Below are 20907 nucleotides of genomic sequence, written 5' to 3'. Positions count from 1 at the left end.
AAAAATAATGCCTTTCCTTTTCGCAGCTCTTTTTCCTGACAGATCAGAGCTTTTTGATTCTCTCAAGCGCTTCCACGCTGTTCTCGTAGCTTCCGAAAGCAGTAAGTCTGAAGTAGTGCTCTCCGCTGGGACCAAATCCCGATCCGGGTGTACCTACCACATTTGCCTTCTCAAGAAGGTGGTCAAAAAACTCCCAGCTTGTCATGTTATCGGGTGTACGAAGCCATACGTAAGGTGAGTTTACACCGCCTGAAACGTCGTATCCTGCCTCTTTAAGTCCGTTAAGAATATAGTTCGCATTCTTCATGTAGCGTGCAACCATATCTTTAATCTGAGCCTTACCTGCATCTGAGTAACAAGCCTCGCCCGCTCTCTGAACGATGTAAGGAGCTCCGTTGTACTTTGTTCCGTGTCTTCTTGCCCAAAGGCTGTGCATCTGAACTTTTTTGCCCTCAAAATCAACTGTAAGATCATGAGGAATAATCGTTGCTCCAAGGCGAAGTCCCGTAAATCCTGCGTTCTTTGAAAAAGATCTGAGCTCTATAGCACAAGTCTTGGCGCCCTCACACTCATAGATTGAATGAGGGACGTTGTCCTCTGAAATATATGCCTCGTAAGCTGCATCAAATATGATAACAGCGCCGACTTTGTTTGCGTAGTCAACCCAAACCTGAAGCTGATCCTTAGTGATCGCGCTACCTGTAGGATTGTTGGGGAAGCACAGATAAATAAGATCCGGTGTCTCCTTGGGAAGTTCAGGCGCAAACCCGTTCTCTGCTGTGCAAGGCATGTAGATCACATTGCTCCAGATTCCTGTATTCTCATCGTAATTACCTGTACGGCCTGCCATTACGTTAGAATCAACGTAAACGGGATATACGGGATCGCAAACCGCAATCTTTGCATCCTGTGAAAAGATCTCCTGAATGTTGCCGGAATCGCTCTTGGCTCCATCTGAAATAAAGATCTCATCGTCGGCGATATCGCATCCTCTGCTTCTGAAATCATTCTCGGCCATTGCGTGGCGAAGGAAATCATATCCAAGATCGGGAGCATATCCTCTGAATGTCTCGGCTACGGCCTGCTCGTCAACAGCCTTGTGAAGCGCCTCGATTACTGCGGGGCAAAGAGGCTGTGTAACATCTCCGATTCCGAGTCTGATTATTTTTTTATCCGGATTAGCCTGCTGATAAGCATTAACCTTCTTCGCAATTGTGCTAAAGAGGTAACTTCCGGGAAGTTTCAAATAGTCACTGTTAGGTCTAAACATTGATTCGTCCTCACTTTCATGCGAATATAAAAAAAGTTTACTACTTTTTTGTATAATTGTATACATTTTCTTTTCGGAATGAAATCAGCTATTTATAATTCGCTATAGAAGATACTGCTCTATCATATTCTTTATTACATAAGAGCTAATAGCATACTGCGAAGTTTCAAATGTCATGATCATGTTTTTCCCCTGATAAAACCCACTCTGTTCATAAGCATTTATCTTCGCAATATTCTTATTGGCATAGGCAATGTTATCCATCATTCCGAAATGTTCCCATATAAACTCTTTTCTGGTTCGTATATTAAGACACATAAAATCCGGGCGAACCGTTCCAATCCCCTTTAGTGTTATCGGATATTCATAGCGATATGGAACTTTGAATTGTTCAAGCATGTTAGCGATGATTATTTCCGACTTGGACCTAAGTCTTACTCCACCATTTGAACAATATACCGACATATCCCCTTCAAAGCCCATAGGTTTATATATCTCCCCTCTCCAGGCTTCTATATATTCCTTGTCGGTAACAAATACCGGAGTTATAAGTTCCTTTCTACCGGGCATCATTAAAGCAAATAAATCTTTAATAGATTTTGTATTTATGAAGTCCTCATAATGCTTAATTACTTCCAACTCTTCTTTTGCCAAGTCCAAAACCTTTCTGTCATATCCCTTCTGCGCCAGCTCACGCGCAGTCCGTTGCCTTTTCTTTGGAATGTAAATACCATTCGTATCTTTTGGATCAGTCCTTCGGTAATACTGCCATCCATTCGGCCTTTTAAGCACTCTGAGAGTCCCTTCCGGCGCTGATTTCAATGCCTTTTCCTTTTCGCTTATCAGGTATTTCAACATTTCTTTTCTTTTTTTAAGCAATTCCAACAGCTGCTCCTGCTGATCTATCTCTTCTATCCTTTTCATATTTCCTCCGATTTTGAGACTTCTTTGCCCTATTACGCCCTATTCAAGCGCACAAAACATATAATTCAAAATTGATTTGCCATTGTTATATGCTTTTCACCTCTGTTCCCACATTCAATAGGCATATAAAAAGCCTAAGCATGAAAAAAGTTATATGCTATCCTCCCTTACTCCCACCTCAGAAAAGCATATAAAAACCGCAATTCCTATACATTTTATTGCTCTTCACTTTATTTTTTTACCAAGTAGCATATAAGTCTGTTGCGTATTCAAACTTTATATGCTTTATACATCACTAAGCTTCTGAAAATGCGAGCAGATAATTTTCTCATTATGTAACCGCCAATGAGATTACCACTGTTCAGCTTTTATAAAAGCGTTTAAACTCATTAGTTTGGCAACGCAAAGACATTTTAAACAATTTGTTCATTATAGGTTATAATTGTGGGAATATATAGCTGCTTAAGAACAAGCAACATTCCTGATATCATATTAGATTATTCAAAAAAGACAAATAACAGAGAAAATGTACTATAAAAATCCAAAAAAGTAAAGCTCTTTCTTCGACTGATACACTACTCAGTCTTATATTGATACACTGCTCTATCTTACGATGATGCCCCGCATTTTCTTAAACTGCTACACTGCTCTTGATAAACAATCTTCACACAAAAGCACACTAATCAACGTTTACAAAATAAAAAGCACCAATTCCATACTTTTTGAACTTATAATACAATGTAGATAGCACTATAGTAAGCGCCAATACATTTGCGGTTTACTTTATAATACACAGAATGCGAGGTACCCAATATGAAATTTACCAAGATGCACGGCTGCGGCAACGATTATGTATATGTAGACGGAGGAAAAGAAAACGTTCCTTCCGAGAAAAAATCTAAGGTGGCACAAATGGTTTCAGACCGTCACTTCGGAATCGGCTCTGACGGTATTATCTTCATAAATCCAGTTGCGGACGATGATATTGATTTTGAAATGGAAATGTACAATGCTGACGGCTCCCGCTCTGAGATGTGCGGAAACGGCATCAGATGCGTTGCAAAATACGTCTATGACAAGAAACTCACAGATAAGACCACCCTTACAATAGTAAGTGCAGGTAAAAAGAAATACATCGACCTTAAGATCGGATCCGACGGACTTGTAGAGACTGTCAAAGTTGATATGGGTGCTCCGATCCTTGATGCTGCAAGTGTTCCTGTTTCAGTATCAGATGAACTTCTTTCGAATGATAATAAAAAACATGAAGCTCTTTCACCGAAATACGGAAGGCTCGCTGTAGATGTTCCGATTGAAGTTGCCGGAAAAACATGGCACATGACATGCGTATCAATGGGTAACCCCCACTGCGTTGTATTCCTTCCTGAAGGCGAAGATCTTGCTTCTTTTGAGATTGAAGCTGTCGGACCTCTGTTCGAAAATCACAAAGCATTCCCTAACCGCACCAACACAGAATTTGTAAAGATTGATGACAAAAACAACGTACACATGAGAGTCTGGGAACGCGGAACAGGCGAGACTCTTGCCTGCGGTACAGGTTGCTGCGCCACAACAGTTGCCTGCATACTTAACGGTCTTACAGACACGGAAGTTACCGTACACGTTCTCGGCGGCGACATCAAGTGCTCCTGGGATAAAAAGCCCGAATCTCCCGTGATCATGGAAGGCCCCGCAACTACTGTGTTTGAGGGTGAGATTGAGATATAACGCGACTTTGAGTTTTAATTTGATTTTGAGATTTAATGCGACTTTGAGATATAATTCGACTTTAAGTTTTAATTGAAACTGTAGTTTACATAAACCCCAAAATATTCTGCTTCAGACAAAAAATGACTAAACCACCATCTTTTAATGAGTTTAGTCATTTTTTTCACCATGTTAAAGTCACAGCTATTTTCATCAAGTGACTAAATAGCGCTCTTTTGTCTGATTTAGTCACTCTACGACTATATTTTGCTCTTCGCGTGCTTCTGTTGAGTGACTAAATCATGCTTCTTTGTCTGTTTTAGTCACTCTACAACTGTATTTGCTCTTCACGCGGCTTCAGTTAAGTGACTAAATCTTACTTTTTTATTCGATTTAGTCACTCTACGACTATATTTTGCTCTTCGCGTGCTTCTGTTGAGTGACTAAATCATGCTTCTTTGTCTGTTTTAGTCACTCTACGCCCGTATTGTTCTATTTCAGCCCTTTCGCTTTAACTCAAGGCTGTGCCGCCGCGTCACTTTGCTTTAAATCCCTCCTTCAGCGTTGTACCTATCGGCTCACTTCGATTCATCATGTCGCCGTAGCATGAACTCGGGCAATTATAATAACTGTTTACTTCATCGTCTTCATGAACGGTGTTGTAAACGATTATTCCGTTCATATCAATTCTTTCCGTCTCAGAATCAGGAAACGGAATCGGCGTCAGATAATAGCCGTCTTTTGCATGTTCAACGAAACGATCTTTGTCAACCTTAAGATATCTGGCTGTCCAGTTTCCGAAACATACAACCGCGATGGCTACCATCACAAATCTAAGAAATGTTTTCCCCCTAAATATATTCTCTGCAAGATCCATTGCCGCACAAATCGGAAGAAGCATCAGAAATGCCAGTCCGTACCTGATAAAAGGCGCAGTAAAGAACCACATCGCAATGTTGATAAACACGGTGATATAGAACATTGCAACATCCGCGCGGATCTTTTTTCTAACTTTCCTGATGATAAGATTAAGAAGCACCGCCCCCGCTCCCGCCACCTGAAACGCGAGAAGAAGTTTCTCATAAAACCTTTTCTTTTCCCACCAAATTGGAAGCCACTCGGATATACCGACTGTTATGCCTTCCTCTACACTTGTGATATCTTGAAGCTCTCTGCCCCAAACCTTGATCTGATTGGCATCAAACTTCATATATTCTGCAGGAACCTTCCATACAACATTAAACAAATCTATCGCTTCCGCAGGATATAAGAGCCATCCGGAGATTATCACGTTCCTTACAAGATACGGAAGGAAGGATAAAAATCCTATCACGATAAAAGAAATCGTCTCTTTTGTCATCTTCTTTTTTACCAGAAGAATAAAAGGAAGAACTGCAAGCACAACAAGCGCTGCCGCGGAAAGCTTCATGCTGACCGTAAATATAGAAAGAACCGCAAGATACCCGTAGACAGGAATATCATCGGCATCATCTTTTTTCTCAACTGCCTGCGTAATCCAGGCACACATGATGTAAAGAACCATGTACATCGCACCGTAGTCCGTTGCAGGAGACTGCAGATATTCAAGCGCCGTGATGCCATAGATGATTATCGCAAGTCTCGCCATATCAGCCGTATGGCTAGCGCGAGATGTCCACTTCATAAGGCCGCAAGCGGCATAACAGGTAAAAAGAGCCATGATAAAGCCCGTCATTGTATGAAGTGCAAACGGCAATATAAAGCTCATCGTAAACAGCGCACAAAGCGCAAGATACGAGCTGTTATATGCAAAATGCAACTGGAAATTACCGATACCCTTTATGACACCATACTCTTCAATTATCCTGATTGCCTGAGCATGATAGATGCCCGTATCCCTGTGGAAAACGCCTCTCGACGCATAAAAAGCGGATATAAGCACGATTATAAGACAAACAACGCCCTCTTTTGACCTGAATCTCTTTTTTACATTTATAAGAAGCGCGCTTACTTCCTTGCGACACTTATAAGCTCCGATCGCAAGAATCGTGAGCATCAAGGCATGACATACCGCTCCTACCTTGTAGAAGATACTGAAACACTCGGCATATACGGTTAGCGTCACAATGCCGGTGGTAACGATGCCTGTAATACCGATTCTATCTTCGTTCGGAACGGGAATAAATCTTGAAAGAACTTTTCTTATCGTCACTCCCGCAATAAGGCAGATTAAAAATATATAAATATAGCTGAGTAATACTACAACCATATATTAATCCTCTCTGTTATGCATTTATCTTTGCATATCAATACTTCTATAAATCTCTTTAATGCGGGAACAGACTCACTACTTTTACCGAAATTTTTTATGCACTTACATCGCATCTTTGCCGTTTTCACCCGCAACAATATAAATCCTCTCACTCTCCTCTGTCGGAGCCTCGTGGGTGTCCGCATCGTAACAGGCGATAAACTTAAGTCCCGCTTTTTCAACAAAAGACTTCATCTCATCGAGCGTATATCCTCTCTGATAATGAGTCTCAACAGAGCGCTTGAACACATCTCCCTCGCCGCACTTTGCAAATATCGTAAGGTCATATTCATTGATATGCTCTTCGTCATGATAATAATTATCCCAGATAAAGCTGCAATCCTCGCGGTTCTCCGCTATCGTCACATCACCGATGACATCTCTGTATTTGTGAAGCGTATTGAAATCAAATATGAATACTCCTTTTGGGAAAAGAAAATTATTCACAAGTTTAAATGTCTCGATAACGTCCTCATCCTCAAGAAGGTAATTGACGCTGTCGCACACGCTAAGCACCGTTCCGCAGGTACAATAAAGGTCAAGTTCTCTCATATCCTGCTCAAGATACATGACATTAAGTCCTTCGGCCGCAGTCTTTTTTCTCGCAATATCCAGCATATCGGATGACATATCTATTCCGATTATATCATAGCCGCGCTTTGCCATATTCAGGGTAAAAGAACCTGTCCCGCAACCAAGTTCCACGATAAGATTCTTCTCTTCTTCAAGCGCCTGCTCGGAATCTTCCTCAGTTGTATATTCACATATAACGCATTCATTTTCATTCTGCACCTTGTCATTTGCAGACTGTTCAGGAATATCATTGTCATCTGTATTATTAGCTTCATCATTTGAACATGTCGGACATCCTGCATTCTTCACAGGCTTAGTGACTCCGTATTTATTCAAAAGCTCCACTACAAAATCACCCCATACGTCGTATGGGGTTTCATCCATGAATGTGTCATATACATTTGCAAAATCTGTGTATGCTTCCATGTTTAATCCTTTGTCTCAACTAAATGTTCAGAACAAACTTACTATAAGTAATACTGCCTTCGTTCCAAGTCCCATTATAATACCCGCAAAAACCACACCACAGACAACTGCTTTAACGCTCTTCTTAAAATCCATATCGAGGATTGAAGCAGCAAGCGTGCCTGTCCAAGCACCTGTTCCCGGAAGCGGAATTCCTACAAATAAGAAAAGTGCCCAATACAAGCTATTTCCGGCTTTCTCTTTTAATTTTTCTCCGCCCTTATGTCCCTTTTCAAGGCAAAAAGTAAAGAATCCACCAATTATCGGCTTATCTTTTCCCCATTCAAGAACTTTTCTTGCAAAGAAGAAAATAAAAGGCATCGGAAGCATATTACCGATAATTGCGATAATATAGCTTGGAAGTACCGGAAGTCCAATTTTGATAGCGTAAGGCACTGCTACTCTAAGTTCTACCAAAGGGACCATTGATATCAGAAAAACAATTAAATAATTCAACATAATAAACTAATAACACTCCTTATAAATTTCATTTCAAAAACTCTTTTAACTTCTCAATAAGAATATTCATCTCTTCATCTGTTCCGATTGATATTCTGAGGTGATCCTTGATTCTGGGTGCATCCCATCTTCTTACGATTATGTTGTTTGCCCTGAGGTAATCAAAGATTTCTTTTCCTGACTTCTCTTTGTGCTTTGCAAAGACGAAGTTGGTCTTGGAATCTGCAAACTCAAATCCAAGCTCACGAAGCTCTTTCTTAACGCGCTCTCTCGTGTTGACGATCATGCTCACAGTCTTCTCAAAGTAAGCTCTGTCCTTTATTGCAAGAGAACCAAGCTCAAGTGCAGGCATATTCATTGTATATGAGTTATACGCAAATTTCACGTCAAGAAGGTATTTGATAAGCTTCTTGCATCCAAATGCATAGCCTATTCTCATTCCTGCCATTGAACGCGACTTTGAGAAAGTCTGAACAACCAAGAGGTTATCATACTTGTTTATCAAAGGCAAAACCGACTGTCCGCCAAAATCAGCGTAAGCTTCATCAACAATGACAACCACGTCGGGATTTCTTTTTATAACTTCCTCAACGGCATCTATCGGAAGCTGCGCGCCCGTCGGTGCGTTGGGATTAGCCAGAACAACACCGCCGTTCTCGCCAAAGTAATCCTCAATCCTTACAGAGAAATCATCAAGTAGCGGAATCTGCTTATAAGGAATTCTGAAAAGCTCTGCCCAGACATCATAGAACGAATATGTTATATCGGGGAAAAGAACCGGCTTATCCGAATTAAAGAATGTCATGAAAGCCATTGCAAGCACATCATCGGAACCAACTCCGACAAAGACATTCTCTTTATCAACCTCGTAAAAATCAGCTATAGTTTCCACAAGAACATCGCAGGTAGGATCGGGATATTTCTTAAAACTTTCCGCATCCATATTCTTAAGTGCCTCCTGAACCGCAGGTGCCGGCGGGTAAGGATTCTCGTTTGTATTAAGCTTGATTATATTCTTAACTTTGGGCTGCTCACCGGGTGTATACGGAACAACCTTACGTACGTTTTCTTCCCAACTCATAGTATTCTCCTCATCTTGCCATGCGCATTTATACATATGCACAGCAACGCTATTATAACAGAACAACGAGTTGCATAGCAACTCGTTGCACATTGAACGTATTCCCCATTTATTAAAAAGCGCCTATGCAGTTTTCTTTGCATAAGCGCCCTTAAATCTTTTATTCTTTTTCAAAATCTTATCAGTGTGTTGCTGTGGCAACCGCAGCAACTCTCACAAATGCAAGAGGCCCGTGCTGTGTAAGATTTACGGTTACATGATTATCTGTTACGGATGAAACAAGTACCTGAACCCAGTTCTTGCCCTGGAGCTGATATACAGCGATAGTATCGTTCGCATATACGCCCGTAACAGTGAAGTTTACTGTAGCAGTCTTAAATGAAACTCCGGGTGAACTTGTTGTTACGCAGTGAAGAAGTGTACCACCGACACTGCTTGCATACTGATTTGCAGAGCTCAAAACACCTGCTGTCGGAGCAGCGAGTGTAAATGTCACATTGCTCTTTCCTCCGTTAATCTGAACGTGTCCGCCCTGAGCAATATATCCGCCGTATCCGTCACCTATCGCATTGTTTCTGCTAAGCTGAGCAGCTCTTGAAGGAGCTTCATTCTTACCGTGCTTTGTCGCATTTTTATATTTTTCCTGATATTTGTCTCTTACAGTTATTGCATCATTAAGGCTCTTCTGAGTATTTGCAAGCTGCTTTGAAAGAGAATTTTTTTCGTTTGAAAGTGTTTCATAATTCTTTTCCTGTGCCTGTCTGAAAGCTTCAAACTGCTGCTGAAGAGTCTTGATCGTACTTTCATTTCTAGCGTTCTGAGACTGAAGCTCAGCCTTAAGATTTGCAATTTCCTCTGCCTGCCTCTCTTTTTCAGACTCAAGTCTTCCTATGTTCTGATTGGCAGTATTAAGCTGCTCCTGTAAATCCACCGTCGGTCTGCTTGGAATCGCAGTACTTCCCCCGCTTGTATTTGTGTCTGTATTCCCCTCGGTAATACCAATACCCTCCGTAGCAAATACACATACGGAACTTGTCATCATAAGTGTACCTGCAACTGCAAGTGCCAGAATCTTTTTCATAATTTTTTTGCCTCCGTTCCTTTATTAAACATTACTGATTTATCTGCAACTATTCAGCCTTATATCAAAGCATTAGTATTCTTCATTTCCGTAATCAATCTCGCGGTTTATCTTCCCTGCCGCATCACCTACAAGACATCCTACAACCACCGTCTGTTTACCGGGTTCTACCGTACTGTCTGTAGTAAGCGTAATAAGAAAATGCTCGGGAGAAAGCCCCGTTTCGCAGCCTTCCCTTATAATCTTATTCGCGTCGCCGTTATTATATATCTCGTCAATAAACTCAGAGCATCCCGAAGCATAAGAGAAATCATATTGCTCAAGGAGCCTTGTATTATCGCGCGTATAAGCGGCGATTATATAATATGTAAGGGAGTTGTCCTCCATATATACGTATGCATATTGGTGCTCATCAAAATAAGCTTTGTCCAAAAAATTATTAAGCTCTGCAAACCTGTTGCCATCCGCAGGTGACGCCCCGTGGATAACTTCGTTAAAGTCACACATATCATTCAGATTGGCTGCCTCAATATATATGGCGCCTTCTGCATCAGGCTCTTTTAACTCGTTATGCCCCTGATAAAAAGTGTCATCCCCTTCGGCATTTTGAAGTATCGGATAGTTGATATTTGTGTCGGGAATGTACAGCCACGCAAAAGCATCCTCGTTGAGCCTTTTTACACTGTCAAAACCCGACTCCTGCTCCGTTGGAAGCGTGCTCGTTTCATATCCCGTATTTCCTACGGAATTCGCCGCCTTCTTGGAACATCCGATAAGGCTAAAAGCAATAAGCAGTATAAAAAATCCTTTTACGGCTATCGTATCTATATCAATATATCGTCTTATTTTATACCTTACATTAGTTTGCGTCATCAATTTTTTCATAAAAAACATTTACTATAGCTTCATACAGACTATCTTCATCCGCATAAAATTCTTCATACTTGCCGTTTTTTGTAGTCTCTCCGTCAATCGTCACGATATCGTCCATATCAAACTTGTATGAAACCAGATACGGAGCCAGATAAGAAATCTCATCGGCAGAAATATTTGTTACCATCTTGTCTCCGATAGAGGTAAACAGTTCAACCGCCGCGTTATTATTCTCCCTGCACATAGTCCTTGCAGAATTAATAAAAGAATTTATGTACTGGCGCTGTCTCTCAAGTCTTGAGCCGTTCGAATTGGGAATATAAATATCTCTGCTCTTCACATAGTGAAATGCCGTCTCTCCCTCAAGATGAACCCTTGCGCCTTTTTTAAGCTTTTTATCAAACTTGGTAAGATCCTCAAGTACAACAACGTCCACGCCGCCTACCTGATCGTTTATCGTAGGAATCGCACTCATATTTATAGCCGCATATCCGTGAATCGGAAGCTGGTGAAAAAGATTCGACACTGCCTTCACCTGATACTCACAGGACTCTTCCATTCCATCGCCAAATCCATGCTGCAACGAAACCTGAGCCTTAGCGGTTGTCTGATATCTTCCATACTCATCGTAAACATCGACATCGGTCATTGTATTTCTGTTGATGCCGATAATGCTGATTGACTGAGTGTGCGGGTTAAGAGCAAGCAAAAACAATGCATCCGCCTGGCCTCCGTCAGTTCCCTCTGCCACCTTGGTAACGATCTCATCATCCTTGTCGATACCCATTATCAAAAAAGTGATTATATCTTCATTGTAATCATAAACAGCACCGTTATATCTGATCCAGTCGTCCTGCCACTTGGTACTGCCTGTTGTATTGCCCTCATAAAGAGCAGACTTCGCCATCACAGGTGCTGTTGTTGCCGATTTCGAATCAAGATTTGCTCTTCCGAAACCTCTCATTATTTCAAATCCAAGTAGCGCCCCCGATACAATCGTCATAAGCACTGCCCATATAATGAGAAAAATCTTTCCTTTTCCCCTCATCCTTGACTCCTAGTTACCGTTTGTTTCTTCTTCACTGTCGGCTGATGATGCCGCTGTCGTGCTGTCCCCGTCTTCAAAAGAAAGCTTGGGGTGCACACCGTCCTCTATCTTATCAGAGGAATCACCGTTAAATTCTATATCAGCAATATTTGCCGGAAAAACTCTCGACTGTTTTGTTACGTTTCCGCTGTGATCGGCCACTGCATAGTAAACTACCGCTGTTTCCGCATCTTTGTTAAGAACCACCTTCTCAACAACTATTCTGTCCGTGATGTCACCGTCCTTGGCATCATATGCATTGATCCCTACGATAAGGTCTTTGTCTTTTGTCTCCGAATCATAAATAAGATCAAGTGCCGAAAACCTGAACTCGGGAGCCATCTTGTCGCTCCTTCCGTATGCCAAAACTATAAGAGCGATCATCACTCCGCTCAATATGGTAAAAAATATACCGAGTATATTTCCTCTCACTTCTTCCTCCGAATGTGCTGCATGCAGCCTTTTTGCTGCCGATAGTAATAATTCTTATCTGTCTTTTCTGGTAACTCCGGCAAGGTAATTAAGCTCGTCAAGATCGTCATCATCAGGCTCCGGAACAGTTTCCTGCGTCTTTGGACGAGTCACCTGCATAGCTTCGCCTTCTCCGTACTTGCCATAATACTTGCCGTAATACTTACCGTAATATTTGCCGTAGTAATGACCGTAATGGCCGTAATAGCCTTTGCCGTTTATATCAACCTTGTTAAGGACAACTCCGAGCATCTTTGCCCCCGCCTTGTCAAGCTGGTCTTTTACCCTCTGTGCAAATCTGTAGCTTATTGAATTGCTCTCAATTACCATAACTGTTCCGTCGCACTGCTTGGCAACGACAGCCGCATCGATAACGCTTCCGAGAGGAGGCGTATCAACGATAATATAATCAAAGACCTGTTTCATATTCTCAAGTGCCTTGGCAAATATCCTGCCGCCCAGAAGTTCACTGGGGTTCGGCGGAACAGGGCCGCTGAATATTACGTAGAGGTTTGGTGTATCCGTCTCACAAATAACGCTTGATAGACGTTCTCTTCCGACAAGACAATGCGTAAGGCCGAGCCTTACAGAACCTGTCCTGTATCTTCCTACAAGGACAGACTTACGCATATCGGCATCGACAAGAATCGTCTTCTTGCCCGCCTCGGCAAATGCCCTCGCAAGCGCCATAGCAACTGTTGTTTTTCCCTCACCCGGAGTACAGCTTGTAACAGAGATGACTCTCACGTTCTGTCCACTGAACTCTACGTTACTTCGAAGTGTCTTATATGCTTCTTTTACCTGATAATTATTTTCTGCCTGACTGAAATGAAGTTTTGCGGTCTGCATAAAATCTCCATTCTAAATTTATTTTTTCTTTTTCTTTTTTCCCTGTTCATCCGAAGAAAGAGGGATAAGTCCGATGGTACTGAGCCCCAGATATCTCTCGACATCGTCGTTACTCTTAATGGTGTCATCCATAAGGAATCCCAGTACTACGAAAAACGCTACAATAACCGTTCCCGCAAATCCCGAAACAATCGTCCATCTAAAGACGCTCGGGCTTGCTTTTTTGGTCGGAACATTGGCCGTCTCCGCAACGTTGATGGCGTCTATATCCATAACATTTGTAATGTGTTCACTTGAAACTTCTCTGATACAGTTTGCTATCTCCATTGCCATAAGCGGATCTTCATCCTTGGCTGTAATGGCAACGATTCTGGTATCGGAAGGTGTATCAACCTTGACTACTTTTGCAAGGTCCTCATAGGTTGTGTCAACAAGATTGAGCCTCTGTATTGCTTCTTCCAATACATATCTGCTCTTTATAAGTTCCGCATAATCCGAAGTAAGCTGCGTAGATATCTGAACATCGGAATATGTCACCGTCTGATTTTCCTCTTTGTTAAGTATGTAAATCTTGGTCGTAGATTCAAAAACGGGATGAATAACAAATTTACTCACAAACAGTCCTACCAGGGCAAAAAACAATCCTGCGCTGATTATGAGAAACGCTCTCCCTAAAAGGATTGAAAAAAGTTCCCCAAGATTAATTTCAACGATGTCGTCTCTTTTATCCATCAATTACTCCAACAAACATTTTTTCATATTAAGGGAACCGTCGATTACATCCGTATTCCCTCAGATAACCTCATTTTTTATGACACTCATGGGATTATCATAAAAAATCTTTCTCCCGTATTCCTCCCCAAATTTCCTGTCCACAAAGTTTCTGCAATCAAGAATATCAGGCGCTCTCTTTGCCGTATCGTGAGCATCGGTCGCAACGAAGTGTACCAGCCCCTTTTTGAGAAGCTTTTTGGTAAAAAGACCTATTCCAAAACCGTACTTGCCCATAATACTTGATGAATTAACCTGGATGTAGCATCCCATATCACGAAGTTCTTCCACATAAGAAGGATGTGAAACAACATCGCTGTATCGTTCAACATGAGCTATTATCGGCATATATCCGGCACACTGGATCCTGTATACCGCATTGTGTATTGCTTTAAAAGTATTGGTCGGATGAAACTCCACAAGTACATACTCAGAATCTGCAAGTGTTGTTATCTTGCCGGATTCAAGTTCTTCCTGAGTCTCATCACTGTAATATACTTCATTTCCGGGATACAGACTGATATTTATTCCAAGTTTGGATGCTTCCTGCCGGAGCTGTTCCGTATAACTTCTGTTATGCAAAGGGCTCACATTATGGTGCATGGGCTTATGATGCGGCGTAAGTATAACATGAGTTATCCCATTCTTTTCCGCAATCTTAAGCATCTTAAGACTTGTCTCAATATCCCTTGAGCCATCATCCACCCCCGGCATTATATGACAATGAATATCGATTGATTTTTGCATATCATTCGCTTTCAGTAATAATCACTTAATTTTCCCGCTTATATGATTAAAGTACACAAAACAGGAAAGCTAATATATCAGATATAATCAAATAAAATAAACTCTTATATCACATTAAATTATACACCAACAAAATAGGCACTTTCAACATAATGTGCTGAATTATGCATTATTGATGTTCAAGAATGCATAATTTTTAGGTAGACGATTTATCATTATTTCCCGATTTTTGATATCTCTTCCTCGGTTAAATCGTGATAATCAATATCCAATTTCTCAGTTCCATTTGTATAGTACTTAAGCCACGCCTGATATTTATCATCATCTACTGCAAATTTCAAATTATCACTAGAATAATGAGAATCAATAAAATAGACATAACCATTTCCGTCTTTATCCACATTTGAGAGAAATGATGTTTCATCTGATGGCCAAGCTTCAGACCATAATGCCTCAACATAACCGGCCCTGTCATATTTGCCTGTATTTTTGTTAAACACATATAAATTATAAGGCCAAAAATCACCTGTATACAGAGCACCATGAGACAGGCCGTCTTCAATAGCACCGTTCTCATAAAATTCAAGCCCATAATATCCATGATACTCTTCATATAATTCATGTTTTGTAAAATCATATCCAATAACTTGTTCATACTTAGAGGCAGAAATGCTAGCATTAAATCTAAAAATCAATTCATCATACCCATCTCCGTCAAGATCAAACACACTAAAATCCGCAACAAAACTATTTGAATCTATATCATGCATATCATTCTCTTCTTCCTCACACAGCCATTTCCCTTTTGCCACAAAGTCTCTGAGTGCTTTTTTGTATGCATCATACATCTCGTCAGCAGAACCTTCTTTTCCATATAAAGCTATTGTCTCACTGTCGGAAGCCGTACTATTGATTGCAGTATCTGAAAAAGAAGATGATTCACTATCAAGAGCCGCATCATCACTCGTAGTATCTGCAATAGCAGATGATTCACCGTCAGACTCACCCTCTATCGAAGTTGAAACACTACTATCACCTTGTTCTTTTTCATCAGTAAATAATTCGTTGCCTACCTTTGTCTTTTCTAAAATCTTCTCTGCATCAGCCTTAGCCTCTCCACAGGCAGTAAGCAAAAAACACACCGTTGCTGCCAATATTAGTTTTTCTCTCCTAAACATATTCCGTCTCCTTGCCATGTTGCATCTTGTTTTCAAGCTCAAATATCGTATCATGTAATTAATACTATTAACAGTGCGAAAGCACATTCTCCGGGAGGTTCACTATGTTACCGAAAGATCCTGTTATGCTATTAAGTTATATGAATATGAAACTGAGAGACAACTATTCAAGCCTCGATGCGCTCTGCGACGATCTTGAAATTAATAAAGAAGAGCTTGCCGAAATCATAGGCAAACTCGAAGGAATCGGATATAAGTATGATTCCGGAAGAAATCAATTTGCATGACATCTTAAATGAAATTACAGAAATCCGCACTTGCTGCGGATTTTGTGAGAACATGAATCAGGAGTCAGCCAAGCCCTATCGACGAAGTCGATTCAAATTGGCTTGGTTGATGCATTCTTAAACTTCATGTTCAAGAATGCATAGATTTTTATCAGTCGCCATTGCTAAGTGTATTAGAACTGCTCTGTAGCGATTGGATATATTTTGCCTATTTTCCAGATAAACTTATCATTTATCCTTTTTTATCTGCGATTTTGGGCTATTTTTTCAACCCATATCGCAAAAATACAGATAAGAAAAGCAGCTTATACCCAGCTTATCTGGAATTTCATGCTCTTTTTCTATGAACAGACCTTAAATCCACAGATAAATCTTCTATCTTCTGCAAAATCTATCTGGGTTTCATCGCTTTTTTTACATGAACAGACCTTAAATCCACAGATAAACCTTCTATCTTCCGCAAAATCTATCTGGGTTATGACGCTATCATTAAATAGATAAATCAAAAACCACAGTCCGGCTATAAGGGAAGTTTTCGCAGCATTTACATATGTTGCCATATTCAAGAGCAATAAAAAATACGCTTTTCATTCTGTTTTTGCTCCAACTGTTTGAGCCCATTTATGGGCGAGTTTTGGAGCAAAGAATGAAAAGCGTATCTTTTTTTATGCCTTGAATATCAACATATGTAATAGCAAGAGAACTTCCCTTATAGCCGGACTGCAGTTCCTTGCATCAGTGTTTCGCCGAAGCGATAAGTTCGCCGCCTTGCACATCAAATTCGATGGTGTCGTGAGGTTTTACTCTGTCTTCGAGGATGAGCTTTGCGGACAAGGTCTCAACATACTTTTGCACATATCTCTTAAGAGGTCTTGCGCCGTAGATCGGATCGTATGCCTCATCAATTATATAGTTCTGCGCCGCATCAGTCAGTCTTATCGAGATCTCGCGCTCTGAAAGTCTGCTGTTGAGATCATCAACGATAAGTTTGATGATTCCGCCGATGTTATCTTTTGTAAGAGGCTTGAACATGATAGTCTCATCAAGTCTGTTGAGGAACTCAGGTCTAAAGTGGCTTCTTAAGTCCTCCATCGTCGCTTTTTGTGCTTCTTCGCTGATATTTCCGGCGCCGTCGATTCCGTCAAGAAGATACTGCGCACCTATATTTGAAGTCATGATAAGAATCGTGTTCTTAAAGTCTACGGTTCTGCCCTGAGAATCAGTAATTCGTCCGTCGTCCAGAACCTGCAGCAGGATATTGAACACATCGGGATGCGCTTTCTCAATCTCATCAAAAAGAACTACCGCATAAGGTTTTCTTCTCACTGCTTCCGTGAGCTGACCGCCCTCCTCGTAACCAACGTATCCGGGAGGCGCACCGATAAGACGTGACACACTGTACTTCTCCATGTACTCACTCATATCGATACGGACCATGTTGTTCTCATCGTCAAAAAGTGCCTGAGCAAGACTCTTTGCAAGCTCTGTCTTTCCGACACCTGTAGGTCCGAGGAAAAGAAACGATCCTATGGGCTTTCCGGGATCTTTTATTCCCGCTTTTGATCTCATTATCGCTTCTGAAACAAGTGTTACCGCATCATTCTGTCCGATAACTCTCTGATGGAGTTCATCCGCAAGATGAAGTGTCTTGTTTCTCTCACTCTCAGTCAGCTTATTTACAGGAATTCCCGTCCATCTGCTGATGATTCCCGCGATTTCCTCATCGGAAACTCTCTCATGAACAAGCGTTGTGTCTGCTTCTTTTTGATGTGCAAGTTCCTCCGCTTCTTCAAGTTCTTTCTTAAGAGCAGGAAGCTTACCGTACTGAAGTTCTCCGGCCTTCTCGTAATCACCGTTTCTCTGTGCGATCGCAATCTCGGAATTGATCGTATCTATCTGCTCACGCATGGCGGCAAGTCTGTCAACTGCCTGCTTTTCATTCTCCCACTGAGCCTTTCTGGTATCAAAATCTTCCTTTAGATCTGCGAGCTCTTTTTGCAAATTGGCAAGTCTCTCTGCACTAAGAGAATCATCCTCTTTCTTAAGTGCCGCTTCCTCAATCTGCATCTGCATGATCTTGCGGTTAAGCTCATCAAGCTCTGCAGGCATAGAATCCATCTCTGTCTTTATCAGAGCGCACGCCTCATCCACAAGGTCAATTGCCTTATCGGGAAGGAAACGGTCCGAAATATATCTGTTTGAAAGAACCGCCGCACTTACAAGCGCGCTGTCCATAATCTTAACGCCGTGGAAGACTTCATATCTCTCCTTCAATCCTCTCAGAATACTGATCGTATCTTCAACCGTGGGCTCATCCACCATGACAGGCTGGAAACGTCTCTCAAGAGCTGCATCTTTTTCTATATACTGTCTGTACTCATTGAGCGTTGTCGCACCGATACAGTGCAGCTCGCCTCTTGCAAGCATGGGCTTAAGCATGTTGCCCGCATCCATTGCACCGTCAGTCTTACCTGCGCCGACTATCAAATGAAGCTCATCGATGAAAAGAATTATCTCACCGTCAGACCCTTTTACATCCTCAAGTACAGCCTTAAGTCTCTCTTCAAACTCGCCTCTGTACTTAGCTCCCGCGACAAGAGCTCCCATGTCGAGTGAAAAAATCTTTTTATCCTTAAGAGCAGAAGGCACATCCCCGCTCGCAATTCGCTGCGCAAGTGCCTCAACAACCGCAGTCTTACCGACACCCGGTTCACCTATGAGAACGGGATTATTCTTGCTCTTTCTTGAAAGAATCCTTATTACGTTTCGAATCTCGGTATCACGTCCGATAACGGGATCCAGCTTTTGCTGCTTTGCCTTCTCGACAAGCTCCGTGCCGTATTTGCTGAGCGTATCGTATGTTGCCTCGGGATTGTCGGTCGTAACATTCCTGTTACCTCTTACCTCCGACAGAACCTGAAGAAATCTGTTCCTGTCGATTCCAAATTGAGCAAAGATCTCTTTTACCTCTTTATTTGGATGCTTTAAAAGAGCCAGAAAAATATGCTCGACAGAAACGTACGAATCTCCGAGCGCCTTGGCCTCGTCCTCAGCGGATAAAAGAGCTTTATTAAGCTGCGCGCCTATATATGGCTGTCCGCCCTGCACTTTGGTTCTCTTGCCGATTCCCTGTTCAATCCTTGTGATAAAAGATGCAGTATCAACGCCCATCTTTTCCACAAGTCTTGAAATAAGACTATCTTCTATTGTCATAAGGGCATAGAGAAGATGTTCCTGTTCTATCTCCTGATTGCCGTATTCAACCGCAATCTTCTCGCATCCGCTCACAGCCTCTATGGACTTTTGTGTAAACTTCTGGATATTCATAATTCCCTCCTCATGTAACGCACACTTACAAGGAAGTTCCGATAATTATTCGCAAATTTCGGAACTATTTTTCATAATTCTAGTTGTTCTACTACAACTATAACACGTTATTTTCTATTGTCAACTCCCGCGATGCCAAAAACCCGAAGATGCTGACTTCTCTAAACAACGTGATAGGAAGCATCTTCGGGTTTTATTATAGTATGAAAATCACTGCGCAGCCGTACACAGCGCATTTCCGAATATATACCTTTGCGGCCGGGCGTACGGATTGCCAATACACTCAATACTTGCCAAGCCAGTCTGCATATTCCTTCGCTAAACGTATCAGTACTCTATCCCTTCTCTGGCTTCAATCCCCTTGTCATAAGGATGACGGATTTTTTCCATATAAGTTATATAATCCGCCCTGTCCGCAAGGAGCTCGTCGGCATTTCTTCCCGTCATGACAATCTCCATGCCTGACGGCTTATTATCTATCAGCTCTTCAAGCCTCTTTTTATCAATAACTCCGTAGTTGTACGGGTAAGTGATCTCATCCATTATGAGAACATCGCATTCTCCCGCCTGAATAAGTTCCAAGATTCTTTCAAGGATTTCATTATGCACAACGCGAAAAGCCTCACACTGCTCGTCATCATCACGGTGCAGCCATCCAAGTTCCTTGTCGCTTCTGACAATCGTAATTCCCGGAATAAGCGAAAGACTGTTTAACTCGGAAGTCTGTCTTCCTTTCATGAATTGTGAAAAGACAACCTTCCGGCCCGCGCCTGCTGCCCTCACGGCAAGCCCGATTGCAGCGGTAGTCTTACCTTTCCCTTCTCCGGTATAAAGATGTATCAGTCCCTTTTGGCGCTTAGTTCCCTGCTTTGACGCGCTCTTTTTCTTCTGCGGTTCTTTCCTCATAGGACAACTCACCGCGCTGCAACTTGCGCAGTCAGAATGCTTCTCGGTTCTCTCCTTATGAAGCTTCGCCGAGAACACAACACTCTTTTTCGGAACAAGAACAAAAGACTCATTGCACTTTACGATCTTCTGCCCAAGCTTAGCCATAACCGCCGCAAGCTCTTCAATCGGCATCTTATCACTTCCCGCAAATACATAGCTTCCGACATATAGGCCAGTCTTTTCAAATATCTTTTTATCAACTTCTTCATATGCAAGTGACAACATTTCTGTTCCGAGGCAGTCTATTATAAAGGCTTTCTGTATCTCGCCTCTTTGCAAAAAACTGTCCTGAAAACTGTCAAACGCATCTCCGAGCGTCACAACAACATAGACGGTATCACCCTCGATCACATGATGGAAACTCGCATGTACCCTTGGATGAAGCTGCCTGTAGAGCATCACGATATCTTTTTTCTCACTTGCTTTAAAATGGTAGCGCTTGATGAAGCTCTTAATCCCGCTCTCATCAAGAGCTACCGATAACGGTTCAAAAGTCATATTTTTTCTTTCACAATAACA

19 protein-coding genes are annotated in these 20907 nt (G+C 41.8%); 2 read left to right on the top strand and 17 right to left on the bottom strand.

Annotated elements, in window-relative coordinates; genetic code table 11:
• Positions 1–43 precede the first annotated feature (43 nt).
• Positions 44–1270, bottom strand: coding sequence for an LL-diaminopimelate aminotransferase (locus CD00_RS0115860; protein WP_026656851.1), 1227 nt, complete (start codon positions 1268–1270; stop codon positions 44–46).
• A 102-nt stretch (positions 1271–1372) separates the two neighbouring features.
• On the bottom strand, positions 1373–2194 hold the full coding sequence (locus CD00_RS0115855; RefSeq protein ID WP_026656850.1) for a hypothetical protein: 822 nt from the start codon (positions 2192–2194) through the stop codon (positions 1373–1375).
• Positions 2195–3007: 813 nt separating this feature from the next.
• On the opposite strand from CD00_RS0115855, the gene dapF reads away from it, so the two are divergent.
• Entirely contained in the window at positions 3008–3922 is a 915-nt protein-coding gene (dapF, locus tag CD00_RS0115850) for a diaminopimelate epimerase (protein ID WP_026656849.1), read from the top strand.
• A gap of 514 nt (positions 3923–4436) precedes the next feature.
• Here the strand turns inward: dapF and CD00_RS0115845 are convergent.
• The 12 genes from CD00_RS0115845 to CD00_RS0115790 all read right to left on the bottom strand — a co-directional run bounded on the left by CD00_RS0115845 (position 4437) and on the right by CD00_RS0115790 (position 15826).
• Positions 4437–6149, bottom strand: a complete 1713-nt coding sequence (locus CD00_RS0115845) for an LIC_10190 family membrane protein (RefSeq protein ID WP_026656848.1) — start codon at positions 6147–6149, stop codon at positions 4437–4439.
• A 105-nt stretch (positions 6150–6254) separates the two neighbouring features.
• Positions 6255–7190: a class I SAM-dependent DNA methyltransferase gene (locus CD00_RS0115840; protein ID WP_026656847.1), complete on the bottom strand. Its 936-nt coding sequence runs from the start codon at positions 7188–7190 to the stop codon at positions 6255–6257.
• A gap of 27 nt (positions 7191–7217) precedes the next feature.
• Entirely contained in the window at positions 7218–7688 is a 471-nt protein-coding gene (locus CD00_RS0115835) for a COG2426 family protein (RefSeq protein ID WP_176756622.1), read from the bottom strand.
• Between the two features lie 28 nt (positions 7689–7716).
• The gene (gene hisC / locus CD00_RS0115830) at positions 7717–8769 is read right to left on the bottom strand and encodes a histidinol-phosphate transaminase (RefSeq protein ID WP_026656844.1); all 1053 of its coding nucleotides are present in this window, start codon (positions 8767–8769) and stop codon (positions 7717–7719) included.
• 181 nt (positions 8770–8950) lie between these two features.
• Complete coding sequence (locus CD00_RS0115825; RefSeq protein WP_026656843.1) at positions 8951–9850, bottom strand: hypothetical protein; 900 nt, start codon at positions 9848–9850, stop codon at positions 8951–8953.
• Between the two features lie 72 nt (positions 9851–9922).
• Complete coding sequence (locus CD00_RS19635) at positions 9923–10735, bottom strand: class B sortase (protein WP_207640515.1); 813 nt, start codon at positions 10733–10735, stop codon at positions 9923–9925.
• The gene (locus tag CD00_RS0115815) at positions 10710–11771 is read right to left on the bottom strand and encodes an LCP family protein (RefSeq protein WP_026656842.1); all 1062 of its coding nucleotides are present in this window, start codon (positions 11769–11771) and stop codon (positions 10710–10712) included. The genes CD00_RS19635 and CD00_RS0115815 overlap by 26 nt, the downstream gene beginning before the upstream one ends.
• 9 nt (positions 11772–11780) lie before the next feature.
• Positions 11781–12242: a hypothetical protein gene (locus CD00_RS0115810; protein WP_026656841.1), complete on the bottom strand. Its 462-nt coding sequence runs from the start codon at positions 12240–12242 to the stop codon at positions 11781–11783.
• A gap of 54 nt (positions 12243–12296) precedes the next feature.
• Entirely contained in the window at positions 12297–13130 is an 834-nt protein-coding gene (locus tag CD00_RS0115805) for a polysaccharide biosynthesis tyrosine autokinase (RefSeq protein WP_026656840.1), read from the bottom strand.
• Between the two features lie 18 nt (positions 13131–13148).
• On the bottom strand, positions 13149–13862 hold the full coding sequence (locus tag CD00_RS0115800) for a YveK family protein (protein WP_026656839.1): 714 nt from the start codon (positions 13860–13862) through the stop codon (positions 13149–13151).
• Between the two features lie 60 nt (positions 13863–13922).
• A complete protein-coding gene (locus CD00_RS0115795) occupies positions 13923–14648 on the bottom strand; it encodes a CpsB/CapC family capsule biosynthesis tyrosine phosphatase (RefSeq protein ID WP_185750481.1) in 726 nt (241 codons plus the stop codon).
• Between the two features lie 215 nt (positions 14649–14863).
• Positions 14864–15826, bottom strand: coding sequence for a hypothetical protein (locus CD00_RS0115790; RefSeq protein ID WP_026656836.1), 963 nt, complete (start codon positions 15824–15826; stop codon positions 14864–14866).
• A gap of 104 nt (positions 15827–15930) precedes the next feature.
• Between CD00_RS0115790 and CD00_RS0115785 the strand changes: the two genes are divergently transcribed.
• A complete protein-coding gene (locus CD00_RS0115785; protein WP_026656835.1) occupies positions 15931–16113 on the top strand; it encodes a DUF4250 domain-containing protein in 183 nt (60 codons plus the stop codon).
• Between the two features lie 341 nt (positions 16114–16454).
• Here the strand turns inward: CD00_RS0115785 and CD00_RS20460 are convergent, their stop codons facing one another.
• The 3 genes from CD00_RS20460 to CD00_RS20795 all read right to left on the bottom strand — a co-directional run bounded on the left by CD00_RS20460 (position 16455) and on the right by CD00_RS20795 (position 20886).
• Positions 16455–16673, bottom strand: coding sequence for a hypothetical protein (locus CD00_RS20460; protein ID WP_026656834.1), 219 nt, complete (start codon positions 16671–16673; stop codon positions 16455–16457).
• 175 nt (positions 16674–16848) lie between these two features.
• The gene (gene clpB, locus CD00_RS0115775; protein WP_026656833.1) at positions 16849–19440 is read right to left on the bottom strand and encodes an ATP-dependent chaperone ClpB; all 2592 of its coding nucleotides are present in this window, start codon (positions 19438–19440) and stop codon (positions 16849–16851) included.
• A 327-nt stretch (positions 19441–19767) separates the two neighbouring features.
• Positions 19768–20886 (bottom strand): cob(I)yrinic acid a,c-diamide adenosyltransferase, encoded by a 1119-nt coding sequence (locus CD00_RS20795; protein WP_242838995.1) that lies wholly within the window; start codon positions 20884–20886, stop codon positions 19768–19770.
• Between the last annotated feature and the right edge of the window lie 21 nt (positions 20887–20907).

Origin of the sequence: Butyrivibrio sp. AE3003, from assembly GCF_000686065.1 — a bacterium.
In the GTDB taxonomy this organism is placed as follows: domain Bacteria; phylum Bacillota; class Clostridia; order Lachnospirales; family Lachnospiraceae; genus Butyrivibrio; species Butyrivibrio hungatei_A.
This window is presented reverse-complemented; position numbering and strand designations above follow the sequence as displayed.

What these genes read in the sequence shown, in the direction of transcription:
- CD00_RS0115860 (WP_026656851.1), bottom strand. Translation starts at nt 1,270, where the DNA reads ATGTTTAGACCTAACAGTGACTATTTGAAACTTCCCGGAAGTTACCTC.
- CD00_RS0115855 (WP_026656850.1), bottom strand. Translation starts at nt 2,194, where the DNA reads ATGAAAAGGATAGAAGAGATAGATCAGCAGGAGCAGCTGTTGGAATTG.
- dapF (WP_026656849.1), top strand. Translation starts at nt 3,008, where the DNA reads ATGAAATTTACCAAGATGCACGGCTGCGGCAACGATTATGTATATGTA.
- CD00_RS0115845 (WP_026656848.1), bottom strand. Translation starts at nt 6,149, where the DNA reads ATGGTTGTAGTATTACTCAGCTATATTTATATATTTTTAATCTGCCTT.
- CD00_RS0115840 (WP_026656847.1), bottom strand. Translation starts at nt 7,190, where the DNA reads ATGGAAGCATACACAGATTTTGCAAATGTATATGACACATTCATGGAT.
- CD00_RS0115835 (WP_176756622.1), bottom strand. Translation starts at nt 7,688, where the DNA reads ATGTTGAATTATTTAATTGTTTTTCTGATATCAATGGTCCCTTTGGTA.
- hisC (WP_026656844.1), bottom strand. Translation starts at nt 8,769, where the DNA reads ATGAGTTGGGAAGAAAACGTACGTAAGGTTGTTCCGTATACACCCGGT.
- CD00_RS0115825 (WP_026656843.1), bottom strand. Translation starts at nt 9,850, where the DNA reads ATGAAAAAGATTCTGGCACTTGCAGTTGCAGGTACACTTATGATGACA.
- CD00_RS19635 (WP_207640515.1), bottom strand. Translation starts at nt 10,735, where the DNA reads ATGAAAAAATTGATGACGCAAACTAATGTAAGGTATAAAATAAGACGA.
- CD00_RS0115815 (WP_026656842.1), bottom strand. Translation starts at nt 11,771, where the DNA reads ATGAGGGGAAAAGGAAAGATTTTTCTCATTATATGGGCAGTGCTTATG.
- CD00_RS0115805 (WP_026656840.1), bottom strand. Translation starts at nt 13,130, where the DNA reads ATGCAGACCGCAAAACTTCATTTCAGTCAGGCAGAAAATAATTATCAG.
- CD00_RS0115800 (WP_026656839.1), bottom strand. Translation starts at nt 13,862, where the DNA reads ATGGATAAAAGAGACGACATCGTTGAAATTAATCTTGGGGAACTTTTT.
- CD00_RS0115795 (WP_185750481.1), bottom strand. Translation starts at nt 14,648, where the DNA reads ATGCAAAAATCAATCGATATTCATTGTCATATAATGCCGGGGGTGGAT.
- CD00_RS0115790 (WP_026656836.1), bottom strand. Translation starts at nt 15,826, where the DNA reads ATGTTTAGGAGAGAAAAACTAATATTGGCAGCAACGGTGTGTTTTTTG.
- CD00_RS0115785 (WP_026656835.1), top strand. Translation starts at nt 15,931, where the DNA reads ATGTTACCGAAAGATCCTGTTATGCTATTAAGTTATATGAATATGAAA.
- CD00_RS20460 (WP_026656834.1), bottom strand. Translation starts at nt 16,673, where the DNA reads ATGGCAACATATGTAAATGCTGCGAAAACTTCCCTTATAGCCGGACTG.
- clpB (WP_026656833.1), bottom strand. Translation starts at nt 19,440, where the DNA reads ATGAATATCCAGAAGTTTACACAAAAGTCCATAGAGGCTGTGAGCGGA.
- CD00_RS20795 (WP_242838995.1), bottom strand. Translation starts at nt 20,886, where the DNA reads ATGACTTTTGAACCGTTATCGGTAGCTCTTGATGAGAGCGGGATTAAG.